Genomic DNA, 19,056 nt, shown 5'->3' on the forward strand with positions numbered 1-19,056 from the left:
CCGAAGGGCGGCCGGAGTCAGAACAAGAAAAGGGTGGGGCGCCGCGCTTGCGGCCGCCTTGCCCTTTTTTGTTGTCAGTCGGAGTTTGAATGAGCGTTACCACGTCGGGGTTGCAGTCGAAGTCGGGTCAGAGTGCGTCCAGGCGCGCGGTCGAGCTGTTGAGCTCGATGCGCTTCGCGATTGCGCTGCTGGTGGTGCTGTCGATTGCCAGCATCATCGGCACGGTCCTGACCCAGGACGACCCGTATCCGAACTACGTGAACCAGTTCGGGCCATTCTGGGCGGACATCTTCCGCTCGCTCGGCCTGTACAACGTGTACAGCGCGTGGTGGTTCATGCTGATCCTGATCTTCCTCGTCGCGTCGATCTCGCTGTGCGTGATCCGCAACGCGCCGAAGATGCTCGCCGATGCGAAGAGCTGGAAGGACAAGGTCCGTGAAGGCAGCCTGCGCGCGTTCCATCACAAGGCCGAATACACGGCGTCGGGCACGCGTGCGACCGTGGCTGCCACGCTCGCCGCGTTCGTCACCAAGGCCGGTTACAAGCACGTCGTGCGCGAAACCGACGGCGCGACGCTGATCTCCGCGAAGCGCGGTGCGCTGACGAAATGGGGCTATATCTCCGCGCACCTCGCAATCATCGTGATCTGTATCGGCGGCCTGCTCGACAGCAACCTGCCGATCAAATTCCAGATGTGGATGTTCGGCAAGAGCCCCGTCAACACCAGCGCGACGATCAGCGATATCCCGGCCGACCATCGCCTGTCCGCGTCGAACCCGACGTTCCGCGGCTACGCTTGGGTGCCGGAAGGGCAGTTCGTGTCGACGGCGATCCTGAACCAGCCGAACGGGTCGCTGATCCAGGACCTGCCGTTCTCGATCCAGCTCAACAAGTTCATCGTCGACTACTACACGACCGGCATGCCGAAGCTCTTCGCGAGCGACATCGTCGTGATCGATCGCGAGACGGGCAAGAAGATCCCGGCGCGTGTCGAGGTCAACAAGCCGTTCACCTACAAGGGCGTGTCGATCTACCAGTCGAGCTTCCAGGACGGCGGCTCGCAGATGCAGATGACGGCCTACCCGATGACGGGCGATAACGCGAAGACGTTCGCGGTGAAGGGCACGATCGGCAGTTCGACCCCGCTGCAGATGTCGGGCAGCGACGGCGACACGATCGAGTTCTCCGACTTCCGAGCGATCAACGTCGAGAACATGGCCGACGCGAGCGGCAAGCCGGACGTGCGCGGCGTCGCGAAGACGGAGACGCTGAAGGAAGTGTTCGACGATCGGCTCGGCTCGGGCGCGAAGACGTCGAAACCGATGCAGCTCCACAACATTGGCCCGTCGGTGCAGTACAAGATTCGCGGCAAGGACGGCCAGGCGCGCGAGTTCAACAACTACATGCTGCCGGTCGACATGGGCGGCGCGCGCGTGTTCCTCGCCGGTGTGCGCGCGAGCCCGAACGATCCGTTCCGTTACATGCGCATTCCGGCCGACAGCGAGGATTCGATCGGCGAGTGGATGCGTCTGCGCGCCGCGCTCGAGGATCCGGCCGTGCGCGCCGAAGCCGCCGCGCGTTTCGCGCAGCGTTCGCTGCCGGGTACCGATGCATCGCTGCGGACCCGCCTGCAGGACAGTGCATCGAAGGTGCTGACCCTTTTTGCTGCAAGCGACGACAGCGTCGGCCGCGGCGCCGACGGCCAGCCGATCGGCGGCTTCCAGGCGGTCGCCACGTTTATCGACCGTTCGGTGCCGAAGGCCGAGCAGGAAAAGGCCGCGAGCCTGCTGTTGCGCATGCTCGAGGGCTCGATGTGGGAAGTCTGGCAGATCGCCCGCGAGCGTGCCGGCGAGCCGCCGGCGCAACAGGGCAACGACACGGTACGCTTCGTGCAGAACGCGATCAATGCGCTATCCGACAGCTTTTTGTATGGATCGCCGGTCTATTTACAGCTTGATTCATTCAAGCAGGTGCAAGCTTCGGTATTTCAGTTGACGCGCGCACCGGGCAAGAATCTGGTGTATCTTGGCAGCCTGCTGTTGGTCGCCGGCATCTTCTCGATGTTCTACGTGCGCGAGCGGCGCCTCTGGTTCTGGCTCAAGGATGGCGGCTCCGGCGTCGATGTGGTGATGGCGATGTCGACGGCCCGCAAGACCTTCGATTTCGAGAAAGAATTCGTGCAGACGCGCGACGCGGCCGGCGCCGCCTTGCGCGCCGCACCCCGCGATGCCGCGCCCGCCGGTGCGACCGCGACTGCCCGTCCGCCCGCCGGCGACGGTTCCGATTCCGAGAATTCCACCCGGTAACATCATGGATCTCACTCAAGTTTCCTCTTCCCGTTCAGGTCCCGCCCAGGCCTCGATTTCGGCACCGTTGTTCGACGACCGCCCGTTCCTCGCCCGCCTGTCGCTGGTCGACTGGCTGTTCGCTCTGGCACTCGTGGTGGGCGCGGGCTATGCGTTCGTGCACTACAACGAGCACATGAATTACTACGACAAGGCGGTGATGATCGGCACCGTGCCGGCGCTTGTCGTGCTCGGCTGGCGCTGGAAGCCCGCGCGGCTGCTGATGGCGTCGATCGCCGTGCTGTCGTTGCTGTCGATCCAGATCTATCAGGGCGACCTCACGCGTGCCGATTCGGCGTTCTTCCTCAAGTATTTCCTGTCGAGCCAGTCCGCGATCCTGTGGATGAGCGCGTTGTTCGTGCTCGCGACGATCTTCTACTGGATCGGCTTGCTCGCGCGTTCGGAGTCGGGCTCGGCGATCGGTCAGAAGCTCACGTGGTTCGCGGTGCTGATGGGCTTTACCGGGCTGATGGTGCGCTGGTACGAGTCCTACCTTATCGGTGCCGACGTCGGGCACATCCCGGTGTCGAACCTGTATGAAGTGTTCGTGTTGTTCAGCCTGATTACCGCACTGCTGTATCTGTACTACGAAGGCCACTACGGCACGCGTGCGCTGGGCGCGTTCGTGCTGCTGGTCATCAGCGCCGCCGTCGGCTTCCTGATGTGGTACTCGGTCGCGCGCGATGCGCAGCAGATCCAGCCGCTCGTGCCGGCGCTGCAGAGCTGGTGGATGAAGATCCACGTGCCGGCGAACTTCATCGGTTACGGCAGCTTCGCGCTGTCGGCGATGGTGTCGGTCGCGTACCTGATGAAGGAGCGTGGCGTGCTCGCCGATCGTCTGCCGACGCTCGAGGTGCTCGACGACGTGATGTACAAGTCGATCGCGGTCGGTTTCGCGTTCTTCACGATCGCGACGATTCTCGGCGCGCTGTGGGCTGCTGAAGCATGGGGCGGCTACTGGAGCTGGGACCCGAAGGAAACCTGGGCGCTGATCGTGTGGCTCAATTACGCGGCATGGCTGCACATGCGTCTGATGAAGGGCCTGCGTGGCACGGTCGCCGCGTGGTGGGCGCTCACGGGCCTGCTCGTGACGACGTTCGCGTTCCTCGGCGTCAACATGTTCCTGTCCGGGCTGCACAGCTACGGCAAGCTGTAAGATTTCCGACGCTGGTCCGACAAAAGACCGCCGGTGCACTGCGTGCCCGGCGGTTTTTCTTTTGTAACGGGCGGGCGGCCCACGCGTCGAACGGCGCATGATGGGTCGGGTCGAACGCTCATGAAGCATGCGCGCCGCGCATGCACGAGGAGCCGCACGATGTGGATCAAACCCCCTTTGCGCACCCTGCTGACCGGCAGCGATATCGCGCAAAGCGACATTACGCCGCGCACGATATTCGAGAACCGGCGGCGCGTCCTGCAGGCCGCCGGCGTGGCGGCCGCGGGGGGACTGCTCGGCGGCAGCGGTGCGGCGTTCGCTGCCTATGCGTCACCCGACGCCCGGGCGACGAAGCTCGCGGCGAAAACCAACACGAAGTTCGTCGCGGCCGACAAGGTGACGCCGTTCAAGGACATCACGTCCTACAACAACTTCTATGAATTCGGCACCGACAAGGGCGACCCGGCGCAGAACGCGGGCACGCTCAGGTCGCGTCCGTGGCGCGTGAGCGTCGAAGGCGAGGTGCTGCACCCGAAGGTGTTCGATCTCGACGAACTGCTGAAGCTCGCGCCGCTCGAGGAGCGCGTGTACCGGCTGCGCTGCGTCGAGGGCTGGTCGATGGTGATTCCGTGGATCGGCGTGCCGCTGTCCGAGCTGATCAAGCGCGTGCAGCCGACCGGCAACGCGAAATACGTGCAGTTCGTCACGCTGGCCGATCCGTCGCAGATGCCGGGCCTGTCGACGCCGGTGCTCGACTGGCCGTACTCGGAAGGGCTGCGGATGGACGAGGCGATGAATCCGCTGACGCTGCTGACGATGGGCGTCTATGGCCAGGTGTTGCCGAACCAGAACGGCGCGCCGGTGCGGATCGTCGTGCCTTGGAAGTACGGCTTCAAGAGCGCGAAGTCGCTCGTGAAGATCCGCTTCGTCGACAAGCAGCCGAAGACGAGCTGGAACACGTATGCGCCGAACGAATACGGCTTTTATTCGAACGTGAACCCGAACGTCGATCATCCGCGCTGGAGCCAGGCGACCGAGCGGCGGATCGGAGAGGACGGCTTCTTCACGCCGAAGCGCAAGACGCTGATGTTCAATGGCTACGGAGACCTCGTCGCGTCGATGTATCAGGGCATGGACCTGAAGAAGAACTTCTGAGCGCGATGGCGACAAACGACATGCCTCCTTCGACGCTGACGCCGGCGCGCGCAACCGGCACGAGCGCGGCCGCAGCAGGCACTTCCCGGGCGGGCGCAGCGGGTCCGGCGCGCACGGCTGCGCCGCGCTGGCTCGCGCCGGCCAAGGTGCTGCTATTCGCGGCCGGCCTTTATCCGCTCGCGCGTCTCGTGCTGTTCGGGCTGACCGACCGGCTCGGCGCGAACCCGATCGAATTCATCACGCGCTCGACCGGCCTGTGGACGCTGGTCATGCTGTGCGTCACGCTCGCCGTCACGCCGCTTCGTCGCGTGACGGGCGTTCCCGCGTTGCTGCGTTTTCGCCGGATGATCGGCCTGTTCGCGTTTTTCTACGCGGCGATGCATTTCACGACGTATCTGTGGTTCGACAAATGGTTCGACGTCGTCGCGATCCTGAAGGACGTCGGCAAGCGCCCGTTCATCACGGTCGGCTTTGTGGCGTTCGTACTGCTGATTCCGCTCGCGGCGACGTCACCGCGCGCGATGGTGCGCCGGCTCGGCCGACACTGGGCGACGCTGCATCGCGCGATCTATGCGATCGCGCTGTTCGGCGTGCTGCACTTCTGGTGGATGAGGGCTGGCAAGCACGATCTCGCGCAGCCGAAGCTCTACGCGACGATCGTCGCGGCGCTGCTCGGCTGGCGGTTGCTCGTGTGGGGATGGCGGCGCATCCGCGTATGACGAGGCTGGCCTGAAAAAAACGAAAGGCGATGACCGGGAAGTCATCGCCTTCGCGTCGCCAAACCGCGTGAGCGGCGGCGCGGGATTATTGCGTGGCGGCCGGGCCGGATGCCGGCGCAGCGGTTTTCGATGCGCTGTTCGACAGTTCGGGCGACAGCGTGAGCGGCGTGCCCGAAGAGTCGGGAATACTGTCGGACGACGCGTTTTCATCGGTCGGGGTGACATCCGACGGCGGCGTGTCCTGCTGCTGGATGGGCTTTGCCGGCAACGGGGGCACGGTGGGCAGATAGAGCGCGCCGCTTTGACCGCAGCCGGCAAGAATCGCCAAAGCCGCTACAATCGCGCTCATCCGGAAAACGACTCGCATGATCGTCCCTGAACAATTGAACCGATAGAGTTTAGCATGCCCGATACTGATTACCTGACCCGCGCCGAGGCCGTGCTGGCGGCCGTCGAGCGTACCGTCGACGCCGCAAATGACGGCGACCATGACATCGATCTCGAGCGCAACGGCAGCGTCCTGACGCTGACGTTCGAGAACGGCTCGAAGATCATCATCAACCTGCAGCCGCCGATGAAGGAAGTGTGGATCGCCGCGAAGGCGGGCGGTTTCCATTACCGCTTCCTGGACGGCGAATGGCGCGATACGCGCACCAGCACCGAGTTCTTCTCGGCGCTCTCTGAATACGCGACGCAGCAGGCCGGCCTGCCGATCACGTTTAGCGCGTAACGATCGACGGCCATCGGCGCCCGCAGGCCGGGCCTGAAACGTCGTACCAAAGAAAAAAGCGCCCCGCGGGCGCTTTTTTCATGCGCGGGCCGCTGGGTCAGTGGCCGCGGAACAGGTTCATGATGTCCTGCTTTTCCTGTTCGTCGACGTGCGGCACCGAATCGTCGGCGCTCTGCGCCGCCGGCGCTTGCGGCACGCCGACCGTCGACACGAAGCCGTGCCCCGGCGTGAACTCGGTGAAGTACAACTCGCCGCCAAGCGACTGGACGTCGTCCGGCATCGTCGGCTTGAATTCCGGCACGCCCTTGAGCGCGGCACCCATGTAGTCGATCCAGACCGGCAGCGACAGGCCGCCGCCGGTTTCGCGATCGCCGAGGCTGCGCGGATTGTCGTAGCCGATCCATGCGATCGCGGCGAGCGTGTGCTGGTAGCCGGCGAACCATGCATCGTGCGAGTCGTTCGTCGTGCCGGTCTTGCCTGCGAGGTCGCCGCGTTTCAGCACGTTGGTCCGCGCCCCCGTGCCGCGCTGCGCGACGCTCTGCAGCAGGCTGTTCATCACGTACGCGTTGCGTGCGTCGATCGCGCGCGGCGCGTTCTCCTCGGCGACGAGCGGCTGCGCGCGCACGACGATCGCGCCGTTCGGATCGGTGACTTCCGCGATCAGGTACGGATTGATGCGGTAGCCGCCGTTCGCGAACACCGAGTACGCGCCGGCCATCTGCAGCGGTGTGACCTGGCCCGCGCCGAGCGCCATCGGCAGATAGGCCGGATGGCGATCGGCATCGAAGCCGAAGCGAGTGATGTACTGCTGCGCGTACTTCGTGCCGATGTGGTTCAGGATCCGGATCGACACGAGGTTGCGGGAGCGCTGCAGCGCGGTGCGCATCGACATCGGGCCCTCGAAGCCGCCGCCATAGTTTTTCGGCTCCCACGGCTGGCCGCCGGTTTCTGCGGCGCTGAAGTACAGCGGGCCGTCGTTGATGATCGTTGCCGGCCCGAGGCCCTTGTCGAGCGACGCCGAGTAAATGAACGGCTTGAACGACGAACCCGGCTGCCGCCACGCCTGCGTGACGTGGTTGAACTTGTTCTTGTTGTAGTCGAAGCCGCCGACGAGCGAGCGGATCGCGCCATCCTGCGGCACGATCGAGATGAATGCGCCCTCGACCTGCGGCAACTGCGTGATCGACCACTTGCCGGCGTCGTTCTTCATGACACGGACGATCGCGCCCGGGCGGATGCGGCGATTCGGCTGCGCATTGGCTGACAGCGCGCTCGATGCGAAGCGCAGGTTGTCGCCTTCGACCGTCGCGCTGCTGCCGTCGATGAAGGCGACCGTGATCTGGCGCGGGGTTGCCGCGGTCACGACCGCCGCGATCAGTTCGCCGTTGTCGGGATGTTCGAGCAGCGCATCGTCGATCGCCTGCTCGCGGTCGTCCGCGGCGGCCGGCAACTGGATGAAGCCTTCCGGCCCGCGATAGCCGTGGCGGCGCTCGTAGTCCATGATGCCCTTGCGCAGCGCGGTGTACGCCAACTGCTGGTCGGCGGAATCGATCGTCGTGACGACGTTGAAGCCGCGCGTGTAGGTTTCCTCGCGGTACTGCGCGTACATCATCTGCCGGACCATTTCCGCGACGTACTCGGCGTGCACGCTGAACTCGCGACCCGCGCCCTTGACGACGAGCGGCTGCGCGACGGCTTCGTCGTACTGCTCGCGCGTGATGAAGTTCAGCTCGAGCATGCGCTGCAGGATGTACTCCTGGCGCACCTTCGCACGCTTCGGATTGACGACCGGGTTATACGCGGACGGCGCCTTCGGCAGTCCGGCGAGCATTGCGGCTTCCGCGAGCGTGATGTCCTTCAGGTCCTTGCCGAAGTAGACCCGCGCGGCGCTCGCGAAGCCGTACGCGCGCTGGCCGAGATAGATCTGATTCATGTAGACCTCGAGAATCTGATCCTTCGTCAGCGCACGCTCGATCCGGTACGCGAGCAGCATCTCGTAGATCTTGCGCGTGTAGGTCTTTTCGCTCGACAGGAAGAAGTTGCGCGCGACCTGCATCGTGATCGTGCTCGCGCCCTGCGACGCGTGGCCGTTCGTCAGCGCGACGACGCCGGCGCGGACGATCCCGGTGAGGTCGACGCCGCCGTGATCGTAGAAGCGCGCGTCCTCGATTGCGAGGATCGCCTTCTTGAGCGAATCGGGCACATCCTTGAAATGGACGATGTCGCGGCGCTCTTCGCCGAATTCGCCGATCAGCACGTGATCGGACGTATAGATGCGCAGCGGAACCTTCGGACGATAGTCGGTCAGCGCGTCGAGCGACGGCATGTTCGGCCACGCGACGACGAGCGCATAGCCGAGCACGAGGCCGCCGGCCACGACGAGCGCCACGCACATTGCGACGAGGCCGAGCACGGCCTTCTGCCACCAGGGCCGTTTCTTCGGCTCCGGGGCGGGAGGCGGGGACGTAGGAGACGTGGATTGCATAGGCATACCGGAAAACAGTCCCGCGATTATAGCTGCCCGGTATGACCGGCCCTGACGCGGGGGGCTCCCGCCGGAAAGCCGCGGGTCGCCGTGCGGACAGCATAGCGTCTGCGCGGCCGTCACGAGCAGGGGCTGGCCGTCCGGCCGACTGTCCGGGCAGCGCGCCGCTTTGCAGAATCAGGCCTCGGAAACGCGGCATGAGCCGCAACGATCGCGGGAGGCTGGGATGGCGGGACGATGGGTGGCGCGGTACGTGCCGGGCAGACACCGTTCGACGGGAATCGACGTCGGGGCGGACGAGGTGAGGGTGGCCGTGCTGAGCCGGCTCGGCCGGGCCGCGGATGTGCGCGTCGAAGGACTCGAGCGGGAGCCGGTGGGGTTGGCGGGCGGCCCGGACGATGCGCGCTGGGCCGCGGTGTCGCGCGCGTTGGCCGCGGCGGTGGCGCGGCTGTCGGCGGCCGGTGTGCGCTGCGATACGCGCGGCGTGATGGCGTTGCGCGACGACGAGATGCGGACCGCGACGCTTGATCTGGCCGGGCGCGACGACGTCGCGGACGCCGCACGGCAGGCGGCCGAGCGCATCTCGGGGCTGGCGCCGGACAGCTTCGCATTCGACTGGCGGCAGGACGGCGGCGCGCACGCCGGCGAGATCGCGGTCGCAGTCGCTCCGCAGGCGTTGCTGGAGCGGCGCGTCGACGTGGCCGCGCAGGCTGGCGTCGACCTGACGGCCGTCGACGCCGAGTCGGCCGCTGCGTTGCGCGGGTTGCGCTATGCCGCGCAGTTCGAACTCGACGCGCATGGCCCTTATGCGGCGTTCTGGTTCTGCGACACGGGCGTGCATGGCTGGCGGGTCGACGGCGAGCTTGCCGCGCCGGTGCTCGCGCTGTCCGGCGGAGATCGCACGACATTCTGCGATGCATTGCGCCAGTGCGCGCTCGAGCCGGTGCGCAGCGTGCTCGTGGCTGGCGGCGAGCGATGCATCGCCCGTTTTCAGACGTCGGTGGCGGACATCGGCGATGCGCTCGGCGCGGCCGCCGTGCCGTTCGATTGCACCGGCTGGGACGGTCTGCTGGCCGAACCCGCCGGCTCGTCGGGCGGTCCGGCGTTTGCCGTGGCAGTCGGGCTGGCACTGCGCGGGGTGTGGGAATGATCGCCGATCCTGCATTCGGGCGGGCCGTGGCCGGCCCCGCCGCGCTCGGCGGTTTCAATCTGCTGCCGCACCGTGAGCGGCTGGCGCAGCGGCTGCGCCGTCGTCGGGCCGCGCAGTGCGGGGCGGCGATCGTGCTCGGCGTACTCGGGGCCGTGCTGTGGACGGGGGCGGCGGCAGCGTGGCGAGCGCGCGTGGATGCCGAGCGCGCAAGCGTGGACGCGCGGCTGCGGCAATGGCAGCCGCAGGTGGACGCCGCAAAGCGCGCCGCCGGGACGGCCGCCGAACTTGCGCAACGCGATGCGCAGGCGGCCGTGCTCGCAGCGCCTTTCCGGCGTGTTGCCAGGCTGCTCGCGACGCTCGCGCAGGTTCGGGACGATACCGTCCGGCTCGACGCGTTGCGCACGACCCCGTCTGGCGTCGTGCTCGATGCGCGCGCCGTAAGTTACCGGGCGGCCGCGCGATGGCTTGCCCTGATCTCAACCGACGAGCGCAACTGGCGAATCGACATCGGCGAGCTGAGCTCGGCTTCGGCTGCAGGTATGCCGTTCCGGTTCTCCGTGCAGGTGCGCTGGCAGGATCGCGAGCCTCGACGGAAAGCCGCGGGAGGCGGTGCATGACGGCGATCGCGCATGGATCCATGTCGAGAGACGCCGGCTGGCCTGGCCGCATGCGGCGCGTGCGGTCGGGCACGGCGCACGCCGTGGGCTGCGTGCTCGCATGCGTGGCCGTGATGGCGGGTGGCGTTCATTTTGCCGATAGCGCCGACTGGAGCGGGCTGGCGCACAGCCGTGCGTTGCTGGCAGCTTCGCGAATGCGCGCCGCCGATGCGCAGCGCGTGCTCGCGGCCGCGGCGCAGCCGGGTGATACCGGTCCGGCGGCCGGGACGAACGCTCGCGTGGCACGTCCGCCTGCGTGGCCCGTACTGATGCTGGAACTTGCCGATCTCGCCGGCGCGAGCGGGTTGCGGGTCGTGTCGATCGAGCCGCGGCACGCGGACGGCGCAGCGCCGGATGGACGGCGCACGGTGCGCATCGTCGCGGACGGCGGATACCCGGCACTGCTGCGCATGGTCGGCGGGCTGGCGAGCTTCTCTGCGCTGGCAGTGCCGTCGGTGTTGCATATCGAGCGAAAACCGCCGGGGTTGCGGGTGGACATGTCCGTCGACGTGTTTCCGGCGCTGTCTTGGGGCGGTGCCGGGGACGAGGCGGCGCGCGTTCTTGCCTCGGGTGGCCCGGGCGACGATCCGTTCGGCGGCGCCGGCCAGCCCACGGCAGTTGACGATCAAGCGCCGCGTCTGGCCGGTACGATTCGCGACGTGCGGGCCGGCCTCGCGCTGTTCGACGCCGGCGACGGCGCGTTCGTGGCCGTCGCACCGGGGGAAGCGCTCGGGGCGTCCCGTGTGATGCGCGTCGATGCCGGTGCCGTGATGCTTGCGACGGCCGATGGCGCGCGCCGGTTCGTCGTCGGCAACGGAGGTCGCCCATGACGACGTGCCGGTGGTGGGCAATCGTATTCTGGATCGGGGCGAGCGCTACCGCGGCGACCATGGCGCGTGCGGCATTGCCGCCTCTGCCGCCGCCCGGGTGGCCGTTTGCATCTATGCATGCGCAGGCCGAGGACACGCCGCTGCCGGCAGGCAGCGTGCCCGACGGGGAGGTCGGCGCCGCTTCGGCCCAGGCTGATCCGCGGCCGTTCAGCGACGCGGCGCGCGCGGCGGTTCAGGCAGAACCCGTCGTGCCGGCGCCGTTGCTGGAGGGGCCGCCGATTCCATTGCCGCCGCCTGCGCGCATGAGCGATGCTGCGGCACGGCACGCCGGCGATGCCGACGATGCGCGCCGGATCTCGCTGAACCTGCAGGGCGTCGGACTCGCGGCCGCGTTCGATGCGCTTGCGCGGTTTACCGGGCTGAACATCGTCGTCGGCGAGCAGGTGCACGGTACCGTGACGTTACGTCTGAACAATGTCCGCTGGCGCGATGCATTCGATACGTTGCTCGACACGCACGGACTCGCGATGTCCCGACGCGGCAACGTGGTCTGGGTCACGCCGGCGGCCGAGCTGGCGGCGCGGGAGCGCGAGCGCTTCGAAGTGCACGCACGGGCGGCCGAACTGGAGCCGCTGGCGAGCCGGACCTTCGCATTGCACTATCCGCGTGCGCAGGACGTACAGCGGCTGCTCGCCGGTGCGACCGGCCAGCGCCTGCTGTCGAAACGCGGCGCCGCGGCGGCCGATCCGCGCACGAACCTGCTGTTCGTCACCGATCTCGCGCCGCGCATCGCGCAGATCGCGGGCCTGATCGACGCGATCGACCGGCCGTCGCGGCAGGTCCGGATCGAGGCGCGCATCGTCGAAGGCGAACAGGGCTTCTCGCGCAACCTCGGTGTACGCGTCGCATTGCGCGCGCAGGGGCGGTCGCCCGCGGCCGACGGCGCGGCGTTCGCGGCGGATGCGCGCAATGCAGCCGACCTTGCCGCGCGGCCGCTGGGCGGCTTCGAGGCGGCGACGGCCGGCTTCACGCTGTTCGCCGCGCCGCTCAGCCGGGTGCTCGATGTCGAACTGAGTGCGCTCGAGGCGCAAGGGCGGGGCCAGATCGTCTCCAGGCCGCGCGTGGTCACGGCCGACCGCGTAAAGGCGATCGTCGAGCAGGGCTCGGAGTTGCCGTATCAGGCCAAGGTGGGCAACGGCGTGAGCGGCGTGCAGTTCCGCCGCGCGACGCTGAAGCTCGAGGTCGAGCCGCAGATCACGCCCGACGGGCGCGTCGTGCTCGATCTGGACGTGACGAAGGACAGCATCGGCGAGCCGACTGCGGCCGGGCCGGCCATTCATACGAAGCACGTGCAGACGCGCGTCGAGGTCGAGGACGGCGGAACGGTTGCGATAGGCGGGATTTACGAGCAGTTGAACCGGGACGATGTGACGCGAGTGCCGCTCTTGGGCAAAATACCGGTACTGGGCGCGCTTTTCCGGCATCGTGCACGGCGCGACCAGCGCAGCGAACTGGTCGTCTTCATCACGCCGACGGTCGTGGGCGCGCGTTGCGAGACGGCCGGCGCAGGCGGCGCGGATGCGGAAAAATCGGGGCCTGAAGCCGGCGGAGCAGGCTCGACAAGGCAGCCGCTTTGCCAGTAAGCTGCGCCACACACCAGCAAGATTCAAGCAGAGGAAGCCGTTGCAAGCGCGGGACCCACATGCAAACGTATTTTTCGTCGGCCTTATGGGAGCGGGTAAGACCACCGTGGGCCGTGCGGTCGCGCGTCGGCTCGACAGGACGTTCTTCGACTCCGACCACGAAATCGAGGCCCGCACGGGTGCGCGCATTCCGGTGATCTTCGAGATGGAGGGCGAGGCCGGGTTTCGCGACCGCGAGTCACAGGTGATCGCCGATCTCACGCAGCGCGAGAACATCGTGCTCGCGACGGGCGGCGGCGCGGTACTGCGGCCTGAAAATCGCGATTGCCTGAAAAGCAGCGGCATCGTCATCTATCTGCGCGCCAATCCGCACGATCTTTGGCTGCGCACGCGCAAGGACAAGAACCGCCCGCTGTTGCAGACCGAAGATCCGAAGGCGCGTCTCGAGGCGCTCTACGAAGTGCGCGACCCGTTGTACCGCGAATGCGCGGACTTCGTCATCGAGACCGGCCGTCCGTCGGTCAACGGTCTCGTCAACATGGTGCTGATGCAACTCGAACTGGCAGGCGTCATCGCCAAGCCGCTACAAGCATGATTACCGTCAACGTCGACCTGGGCGAGCGCGCCTACCCGATTCACATTGGTGCCGGCCTGATCGGCCGCACCGAGCTGTTCGCCCCTCACATCACCGGTTCGTCGGTCACGATCGTCACGAACACGACTGTCGATCCGCTGTACGGCGACACGCTGCGCGCGGCGCTCGCGCCGCTCGGCAAGCGCGTGTCGACGGTCGTGCTGCCGGACGGCGAGGCATACAAGAACTGGGAAACGCTGAACCTGATCTTCGACGGCCTGCTGACCGACCGCGCGGATCGCAAGACGACGCTCGTCGCACTCGGCGGCGGCGTGGTCGGCGACATGACGGGCTTTGCCGCCGCATGCTACATGCGCGGCGTGCCGTTCATTCAGGTACCGACGACGCTGCTGTCGCAAGTCGATTCGTCGGTCGGCGGCAAGACGGGCATCAACCACCCGCTCGGCAAGAACATGATCGGCGCGTTCTACCAGCCGCAGGCAGTGATCGCCGATATCGGCGCGCTGACGACGCTGCCCGATCGCGAACTGGCGGCGGGCGTTGCCGAAGTCATCAAGACGGGCGCGATCGCCGATGCCGAATTCTTCGACTGGATCGAGGCGAACGTCGACGCGTTGAACCGTCGCGAGCCGGCCGCGCTCGCGCATGCGGTGAAGCGCTCGTGCGAAATCAAGGCGAGCGTGGTCGCCGCCGACGAGCGCGAAGGCGGCCTGCGCGCGATCCTGAACTTCGGCCATACGTTCGGCCATGCGATCGAGGCCGGCCTCGGCTACGGCGAATGGCTGCACGGCGAAGCGGTCGGCTGCGGAATGGTGATGGCAGGCGACCTGTCGGTGCGGCTCGGCCTCTTCGACGAAGCGTCGCGGCAGCGGCTCGATGCCGTGATTGCCGCCGCGCACCTGCCGACTCGCGGGCCGGCGCTTGGCGACGCGCGCTACATGGATCTCATGCGCGTCGACAAGAAAGCCGAAGCCGGCGCGATCAAGTTCATCCTGCTGAAGCGATTCGGCGATACGCTGATCGCGCAGGCACCCGACGAAGCCGTGTTCGCTACACTGGCGCAGACGACCCGGTAACGGTGGCCCGGATGCCCCGGCGCCCCTGACATGGAGGAGACGTGAGCGAGACATCCAGCAGCACATTGCCCGAGACCGGACGCGCATCCGTCGCGGTGCTGGCCGAGCCACCGACGCTGGCGGCGCTGGAAGCCCATCTCGCTCCGTATGCCGCGCACGCGTCGCAGTCGCGCGGCCGCCGCCATCCGGAAACGCCGCCGGCCGCGCGCACCGAATTCCAGCGCGACCGCGACCGCATCGTTCATTCGACCGCGTTCCGCCGGCTCGAATACAAGACGCAGGTCTTCGTCAATCACGAAGGCGACCTCTTCCGCACCCGCCTCACGCACAGCCTCGAAGTCGCGCAGATCGCGCGTTCGATCGCACGCAACCTGCGGCTCAACGAGGATCTCGTCGAAGCGATTTCGCTCGCGCACGATCTCGGCCATACGCCGTTCGGCCATGCCGGGCAGGATGCGCTGAACGCATGCATGCGCGAGCACGGCGGCTTCGAGCACAACCTGCAGAGCCTGGCCGTCGTCGACGAGCTCGAGGAGCACTACGGTGCGTTCAACGGCCTGAACCTGTGCTTCGAAACGCGCGAAGGCATCCTCAAGCACTGCTCGCGCGAGAACGCGCGCAAGCTCGGCGCGCTCGGCGAGCGCTTCCTGCAGGGCCGCCAGCCGTCGCTCGAAGCGCAGCTCGCGAACATCGCGGACGAAATCGCGTACAACAACCATGACGTCGACGACGGTCTGCGCTCCGGCCTGATCACGATCGAGCAGCTCGCCGAAGTCGAGCTGTGGCAACGCCACTACGAAGCGGCGCTCGCCGAATTTCCGCATCTCGAAGGCCGCCGCCTCGTGCACGAGACGGTGCGCCGCATCATCAACACGCTGATCGTCGACCTGATCGACGAGACCACGCGCAATCTCGTGCGCGTTGCACCCGCGTCGCTCGACGACGTGCGCGCCGCGCCGCCGCTCGTGGCACACAGCGCGACGGTCGCCGCGCAGGCGGCAGCGCTCAAGCGCTTTCTGTTCAAGAACCTGTACCGCCACTACAAGGTGATGCGTATGGCGAACAAGGCGCAGCGCGTCGTCACGGGGCTGTTCGACGCGTTCATCGACGATCCGCGCCTCTTGCCGCCGCCATACCAGTCGGACGACGCAGCGCAGCAGCCGCGCCTCGTCGCGCACTACATCGCAGGCATGACCGACCGCTTCGCGTTGAAGGAATACCAGCGACTGTTCGTCATCAACGACAACTGACTGTCACAAACGATCACTAGACTTCGCCGGTTCAATGGCGATGGGAATGTTGCACACGCTGTTGGTAACGTTTTCATAGGAGAGGTGTCGATGAAGAAGAAGCCTGCGGGGACCCTGGTTCGTTCGATCGCGCTCGGCGGCGCGCTGATGTTCGGTGTGCAGCACGCGGCGTTCGCCGTGACGGAGATCCAGTTCTGGCATGCGATGGAGTCGGCGCTCGGCGACCGCGTCAACGAGATCGCCGCGCAGTTCAACGCATCTCAGAGCGATTACAAGATCGTGCCGGTCTTCAAGGGCACTTACGACCAGGCGCTCGCGGCGGGCATCGCCGCATATCGCAGCGGCAACGCGCCGGCGATCCTGCAGGTCTATGAAGTCGGCACCGCGACGATGATGCAGGCGAAGAAGGCCGTCGTGCCCGTCTATGACGTGTTCAAGCAGGCTGGCGTGCCGCTCGACGAAAAGGCGTTCGTGCCGACCATCGCGAGCTACTACAGCGACGCGAAGACGGGCCATCTGGTATCGATGCCGTTCAACAGCTCGACGCCGGTGCTGTACTACAACAAGGACGCGTTCAGGAAGGCCGGGCTCGACCCGAACCAGCCGCCGAAGACCTGGGCCGACGTGAAGGCCGACGCGGAGAAGCTGCGCAAGTCCGGGATGGCCTGCGGCTTCACCACCGGCTGGCAGGGCTGGATCCAGCTCGAGAACTACAGCGCGTGGCATGCGCTGCCGTTTGCGAGCCGCAACAACGGCTTCGACGGTACCGACGCGGTGCTCGAATTCAACAAGCCGCAGCAGATCGCGCACATCGCGTTCCTGCAGCAGATGGTGAAGGACGGCACGTTCACGTACGCGGGCCGCAAGGATGAAGCGTCGGCGAAGTTCTACAGCGGCGATTGCGGGATTCTGACGACGTCGTCGGGCGCGCTCGCCAACGTGCAGAAGTTCGCGAAGTTCAGCTACGGCACCGGGATGATGCCGTACGACGCGAACGTGAAGGGCGCACCGCAGAACGCGATCATCGGCGGCGCGAGCCTGTGGGTGCTGGCGGGCAAGGATCCGGCGACCTACAAGGGTGTCGCGAAATTCCTCGCGTTCCTGGCCTCGCCGGCCGTGGCCGCGAAGTGGCACCAGGATACGGGCTACCTGCCGGTCACGACGGCCGCGTACGAGCTGACGCGCCAGCAGGGCTTCTACGCGAAGAACCCGAGCGCGGAAACCGCGATCAAGCAGATGATGAACAAGCCGCCGCTGCCTTATACGAAGGGGCTGCGTCTGGGCAACATGCCGCAGATCCGCACGGTGGTCGACGAAGAGCTGGAGCAGGTCTGGGCGCAGAAGAAGTCGCCGAAGGACGCACTCGATTCGGCGGCGTCGCGTGGCGACGAGCTGCTGCGCCGCTTCGAGAAGTCGGGTAGCTGAGCGCGCATCGCGTTCGTGCCGCCGGCCGCCGTGTCGCACATGCGCACGGGCGGGCCGGCGGCGCGGTTTCCTTTCCGTTTCGCCTGACCGGATCCCCGCGATGCAATCCCGTTCCCGTTTCGGCGCTAGCCTGCTGCCGTACCTGCTGATCGCGCCGCAGCTCGCGATCACCGCCGTGTTCTTCCTGTGGCCGGCCGGCGTCGCGCTATGGCAGTCGACGCAGATGCAGGATGCGTTCGGCACGTCGAGTGAATTCGTCGGCTTCGCGAATTTCGCGAACCTGTTCACCGACCCGCTGTATCTCGACTCGTTCCGCACGACGCTGGTGTTCAGTTCGCTCGTCACGGTGAGCGGACTCGTCGTGTCGCTGCTGCTCGCCGCGTGCGCCGATCGCGTGATCCGCGGGGCGCGCGTGTATCGCACGCTGCTGATCTGGCCGTACGCGGTCGCGCCGACGATCGCGGCCGTGCTGTGGGCGTTCCTGTTCAATCCGAGCATCGGCCTCGTGACTTATGCGCTCGCGAAGAGCGGCATCGTGTGGAACCACGCGCTGAACGGCGGCCAGGCGATGTTCCTTGTCGTGCTCGCGTCGGTGTGGAAGCAGGTGAGCTACAACTTCCTCTTTTTCTACGCAGGCCTGCAGGCGATCCCGCGCTCGCTGATCGAAGCGGCGGCGATCGACGGCGCAGGCCCGGTCCGGCGTTTCTTCAACATCGTGCTGCCGCTGCTGTCGCCGACGAGCTTCTTCCTGCTGGTCGTGAACCTCGTGTACGCGTTCTTCGACACGTTCCCGGTGATCGACGCGGCCACCGCGGGCGGCCCCGCGCAAAGTACGAAGACGCTGATCTACAAGATCTTCACGGAGGGCTTCCAGGGGCTCGACATCGGCAGTTCGGGCGCACAGTCGGTCGTCCTGATGATCATCGTCGTCGGGCTCACGGTGATCCAGTTCCGCTTCGTCGAACGCAGGGTGCAATACGCATGATCGAAAATCGCAAGGGCTTCGACCTGTTCTGCCACGCGGTGCTGATCGCGGGCGTCGTGCTGATCGTGTTCCCGGTCTACGTCGCGTTCTGCGCGGCGACGATGAACGCGCAGGAAGTGTTCACGATTCCGCTGTCGCTGGTGCCGAGCACGCACCTGCTGGAGAACATCGCGTACATCTGGGGGCACGGCAGCGGCGGCACGACGGCGCCGTTCGGCCGGTTGCTCGTCAACAGCTTCGTGATGGCGCTCGGTATCGCGGTCGGCAAGATCGCGATGTCGATCCTGTCCGCGTACGCGATCGTCTACTTCCGCTTCCCGTTCCGCAACACGGCGTTCTGGCTGATCTTCATCACGCTGATGCTGCCGGTCGAGGTGCGGATCTTCCCGACGGTGCAGGTCGTGTCGACGCTGCACCTGACGAATACCTACGCAGGGCTCACGCTGCCGCTGATCGCATCGGCGACCGCGACGTTCCTGTTCCGCCAGTTCTTCATGACGTTGCCCGACGAACTGATGGATGCAGCACGCATCGACGGCGCTGGGCCGCTGCGCTTCTTCTGGGACGTCGTGCTGCCGCTGTCGAAGACGAGCATCGCGGCGCTGTTCGTGATCACGTTCATCTATGGCTGGAACCAGTATCTGTGGCCGATCCTGATCACGACGGAAGCGTCGCTGTCGACGGCGGTGGTGGGCATCAAGACGATGATCGCGAGCGGCGACGCCGCGACCGAATGGCAATACGTGATGGCGGCGACGCTGCTGGCGATGATTCCGCCGCTCGTCGTCGTGCTGGCGATGCAGCGCTGGTTCGTGCGCGGCCTCGTCGATTCCGAAAAATAGACAACGGACGGCAA

At 66.5% G+C, this 19,056-nt stretch carries 17 protein-coding genes; 15 read left to right on the forward strand and 2 right to left on the reverse strand.

Annotation, left to right across the window (positions count from 1 at the left end; genetic code table 11):
* Positions 1–89 precede the first annotated feature (89 nt).
* The 4 genes from J7024_RS18520 to msrQ all read left to right on the forward strand — a co-directional run bounded on the left by J7024_RS18520 (position 90) and on the right by msrQ (position 5,375).
* Positions 90–2,306 (forward strand): cytochrome c biogenesis protein ResB, encoded by a 2,217-nt coding sequence (locus tag J7024_RS18520; RefSeq protein ID WP_124828698.1) that lies wholly within the window; start codon positions 90–92, stop codon positions 2,304–2,306.
* Between the two features lie 4 nt (positions 2,307–2,310).
* Positions 2,311–3,501 (forward strand): c-type cytochrome biogenesis protein CcsB, encoded by a 1,191-nt coding sequence (gene ccsB / locus J7024_RS18525; protein ID WP_124828697.1) that lies wholly within the window; start codon positions 2,311–2,313, stop codon positions 3,499–3,501.
* A 159-nt stretch (positions 3,502–3,660) separates the two neighbouring features.
* A complete protein-coding gene (gene msrP / locus J7024_RS18530) occupies positions 3,661–4,656 on the forward strand; it encodes a protein-methionine-sulfoxide reductase catalytic subunit MsrP (protein WP_234745348.1) in 996 nt (331 codons plus the stop codon).
* A gap of 20 nt (positions 4,657–4,676) precedes the next feature.
* Positions 4,677–5,375: a protein-methionine-sulfoxide reductase heme-binding subunit MsrQ gene (msrQ, locus tag J7024_RS18535; protein WP_124828695.1), complete on the forward strand. Its 699-nt coding sequence runs from the start codon at positions 4,677–4,679 to the stop codon at positions 5,373–5,375.
* A gap of 85 nt (positions 5,376–5,460) precedes the next feature.
* On the opposite strand, the gene lptM is transcribed toward msrQ, so the two are convergent.
* Entirely contained in the window at positions 5,461–5,742 is a 282-nt protein-coding gene (gene lptM / locus J7024_RS18540; RefSeq protein ID WP_124828694.1) for an LPS translocon maturation chaperone LptM, read from the reverse strand.
* 36 nt (positions 5,743–5,778) lie between these two features.
* On the opposite strand from lptM, the gene cyaY reads away from it, so the two are divergent.
* Positions 5,779–6,105: an iron donor protein CyaY gene (gene cyaY, locus J7024_RS18545; RefSeq protein WP_124828693.1), complete on the forward strand. Its 327-nt coding sequence runs from the start codon at positions 5,779–5,781 to the stop codon at positions 6,103–6,105.
* 97 nt (positions 6,106–6,202) lie between these two features.
* Here the strand turns inward: cyaY and J7024_RS18550 are convergent, their stop codons facing one another.
* Positions 6,203–8,590 carry a penicillin-binding protein 1A gene (locus J7024_RS18550; protein WP_124828692.1) on the reverse strand — a complete coding sequence of 796 codons (2,388 nt, stop codon included), beginning with the start codon at positions 8,588–8,590 and terminating at the stop codon, positions 6,203–6,205.
* A gap of 226 nt (positions 8,591–8,816) precedes the next feature.
* Between J7024_RS18550 and J7024_RS18555 the strand changes: the two genes are divergently transcribed.
* The 10 genes from J7024_RS18555 to ugpE all read left to right on the forward strand — a co-directional run bounded on the left by J7024_RS18555 (position 8,817) and on the right by ugpE (position 19,042).
* Entirely contained in the window at positions 8,817–9,740 is a 924-nt protein-coding gene (locus J7024_RS18555; protein WP_124828691.1) for a competence protein ComA, read from the forward strand.
* The gene (locus tag J7024_RS18560) at positions 9,737–10,357 is read left to right on the forward strand and encodes a PilN domain-containing protein (protein ID WP_234745349.1); all 621 of its coding nucleotides are present in this window, start codon (positions 9,737–9,739) and stop codon (positions 10,355–10,357) included. The genes J7024_RS18555 and J7024_RS18560 overlap by 4 nt, the downstream gene beginning before the upstream one ends.
* Positions 10,354–11,226: a pilus assembly protein gene (locus J7024_RS18565; protein ID WP_124828689.1), complete on the forward strand. Its 873-nt coding sequence runs from the start codon at positions 10,354–10,356 to the stop codon at positions 11,224–11,226. Before J7024_RS18560 ends, J7024_RS18565 begins: the two co-directional genes overlap by 4 nt.
* Positions 11,223–12,869 (forward strand): type IV pilus secretin PilQ, encoded by a 1,647-nt coding sequence (locus J7024_RS18570; protein WP_124828688.1) that lies wholly within the window; start codon positions 11,223–11,225, stop codon positions 12,867–12,869. The genes J7024_RS18565 and J7024_RS18570 overlap by 4 nt, the downstream gene beginning before the upstream one ends.
* A 40-nt stretch (positions 12,870–12,909) precedes the next feature.
* On the forward strand, positions 12,910–13,464 hold the full coding sequence (locus tag J7024_RS18575; RefSeq protein ID WP_124828714.1) for a shikimate kinase: 555 nt from the start codon (positions 12,910–12,912) through the stop codon (positions 13,462–13,464).
* The gene (gene aroB, locus J7024_RS18580) at positions 13,461–14,540 is read left to right on the forward strand and encodes a 3-dehydroquinate synthase (RefSeq protein ID WP_175751098.1); all 1,080 of its coding nucleotides are present in this window, start codon (positions 13,461–13,463) and stop codon (positions 14,538–14,540) included. Before J7024_RS18575 ends, aroB begins: the two co-directional genes overlap by 4 nt.
* Positions 14,541–14,581: 41 nt before the next feature.
* A complete protein-coding gene (locus J7024_RS18585) occupies positions 14,582–15,790 on the forward strand; it encodes a deoxyguanosinetriphosphate triphosphohydrolase (protein WP_124828686.1) in 1,209 nt (402 codons plus the stop codon).
* Positions 15,791–15,880: 90 nt separating this feature from the next.
* A complete protein-coding gene (ugpB, locus tag J7024_RS18590) occupies positions 15,881–17,215 on the forward strand; it encodes a sn-glycerol-3-phosphate ABC transporter substrate-binding protein UgpB (protein WP_175751099.1) in 1,335 nt (444 codons plus the stop codon).
* Positions 17,216–17,315: 100 nt separating this feature from the next.
* On the forward strand, positions 17,316–18,200 hold the full coding sequence (gene ugpA / locus J7024_RS18595) for a sn-glycerol-3-phosphate ABC transporter permease UgpA (RefSeq protein ID WP_098552723.1): 885 nt from the start codon (positions 17,316–17,318) through the stop codon (positions 18,198–18,200).
* The gene (gene ugpE, locus J7024_RS18600) at positions 18,197–19,042 is read left to right on the forward strand and encodes a sn-glycerol-3-phosphate ABC transporter permease UgpE (RefSeq protein ID WP_057924791.1); all 846 of its coding nucleotides are present in this window, start codon (positions 18,197–18,199) and stop codon (positions 19,040–19,042) included. Before ugpA ends, ugpE begins: the two co-directional genes overlap by 4 nt.
* Positions 19,043–19,056 lie beyond the last annotated feature (14 nt).

The organism is Burkholderia sp. WTPI3, from assembly GCF_021483755.1.
Lineage (GTDB): Bacteria > Pseudomonadota > Gammaproteobacteria > Burkholderiales > Burkholderiaceae > Burkholderia.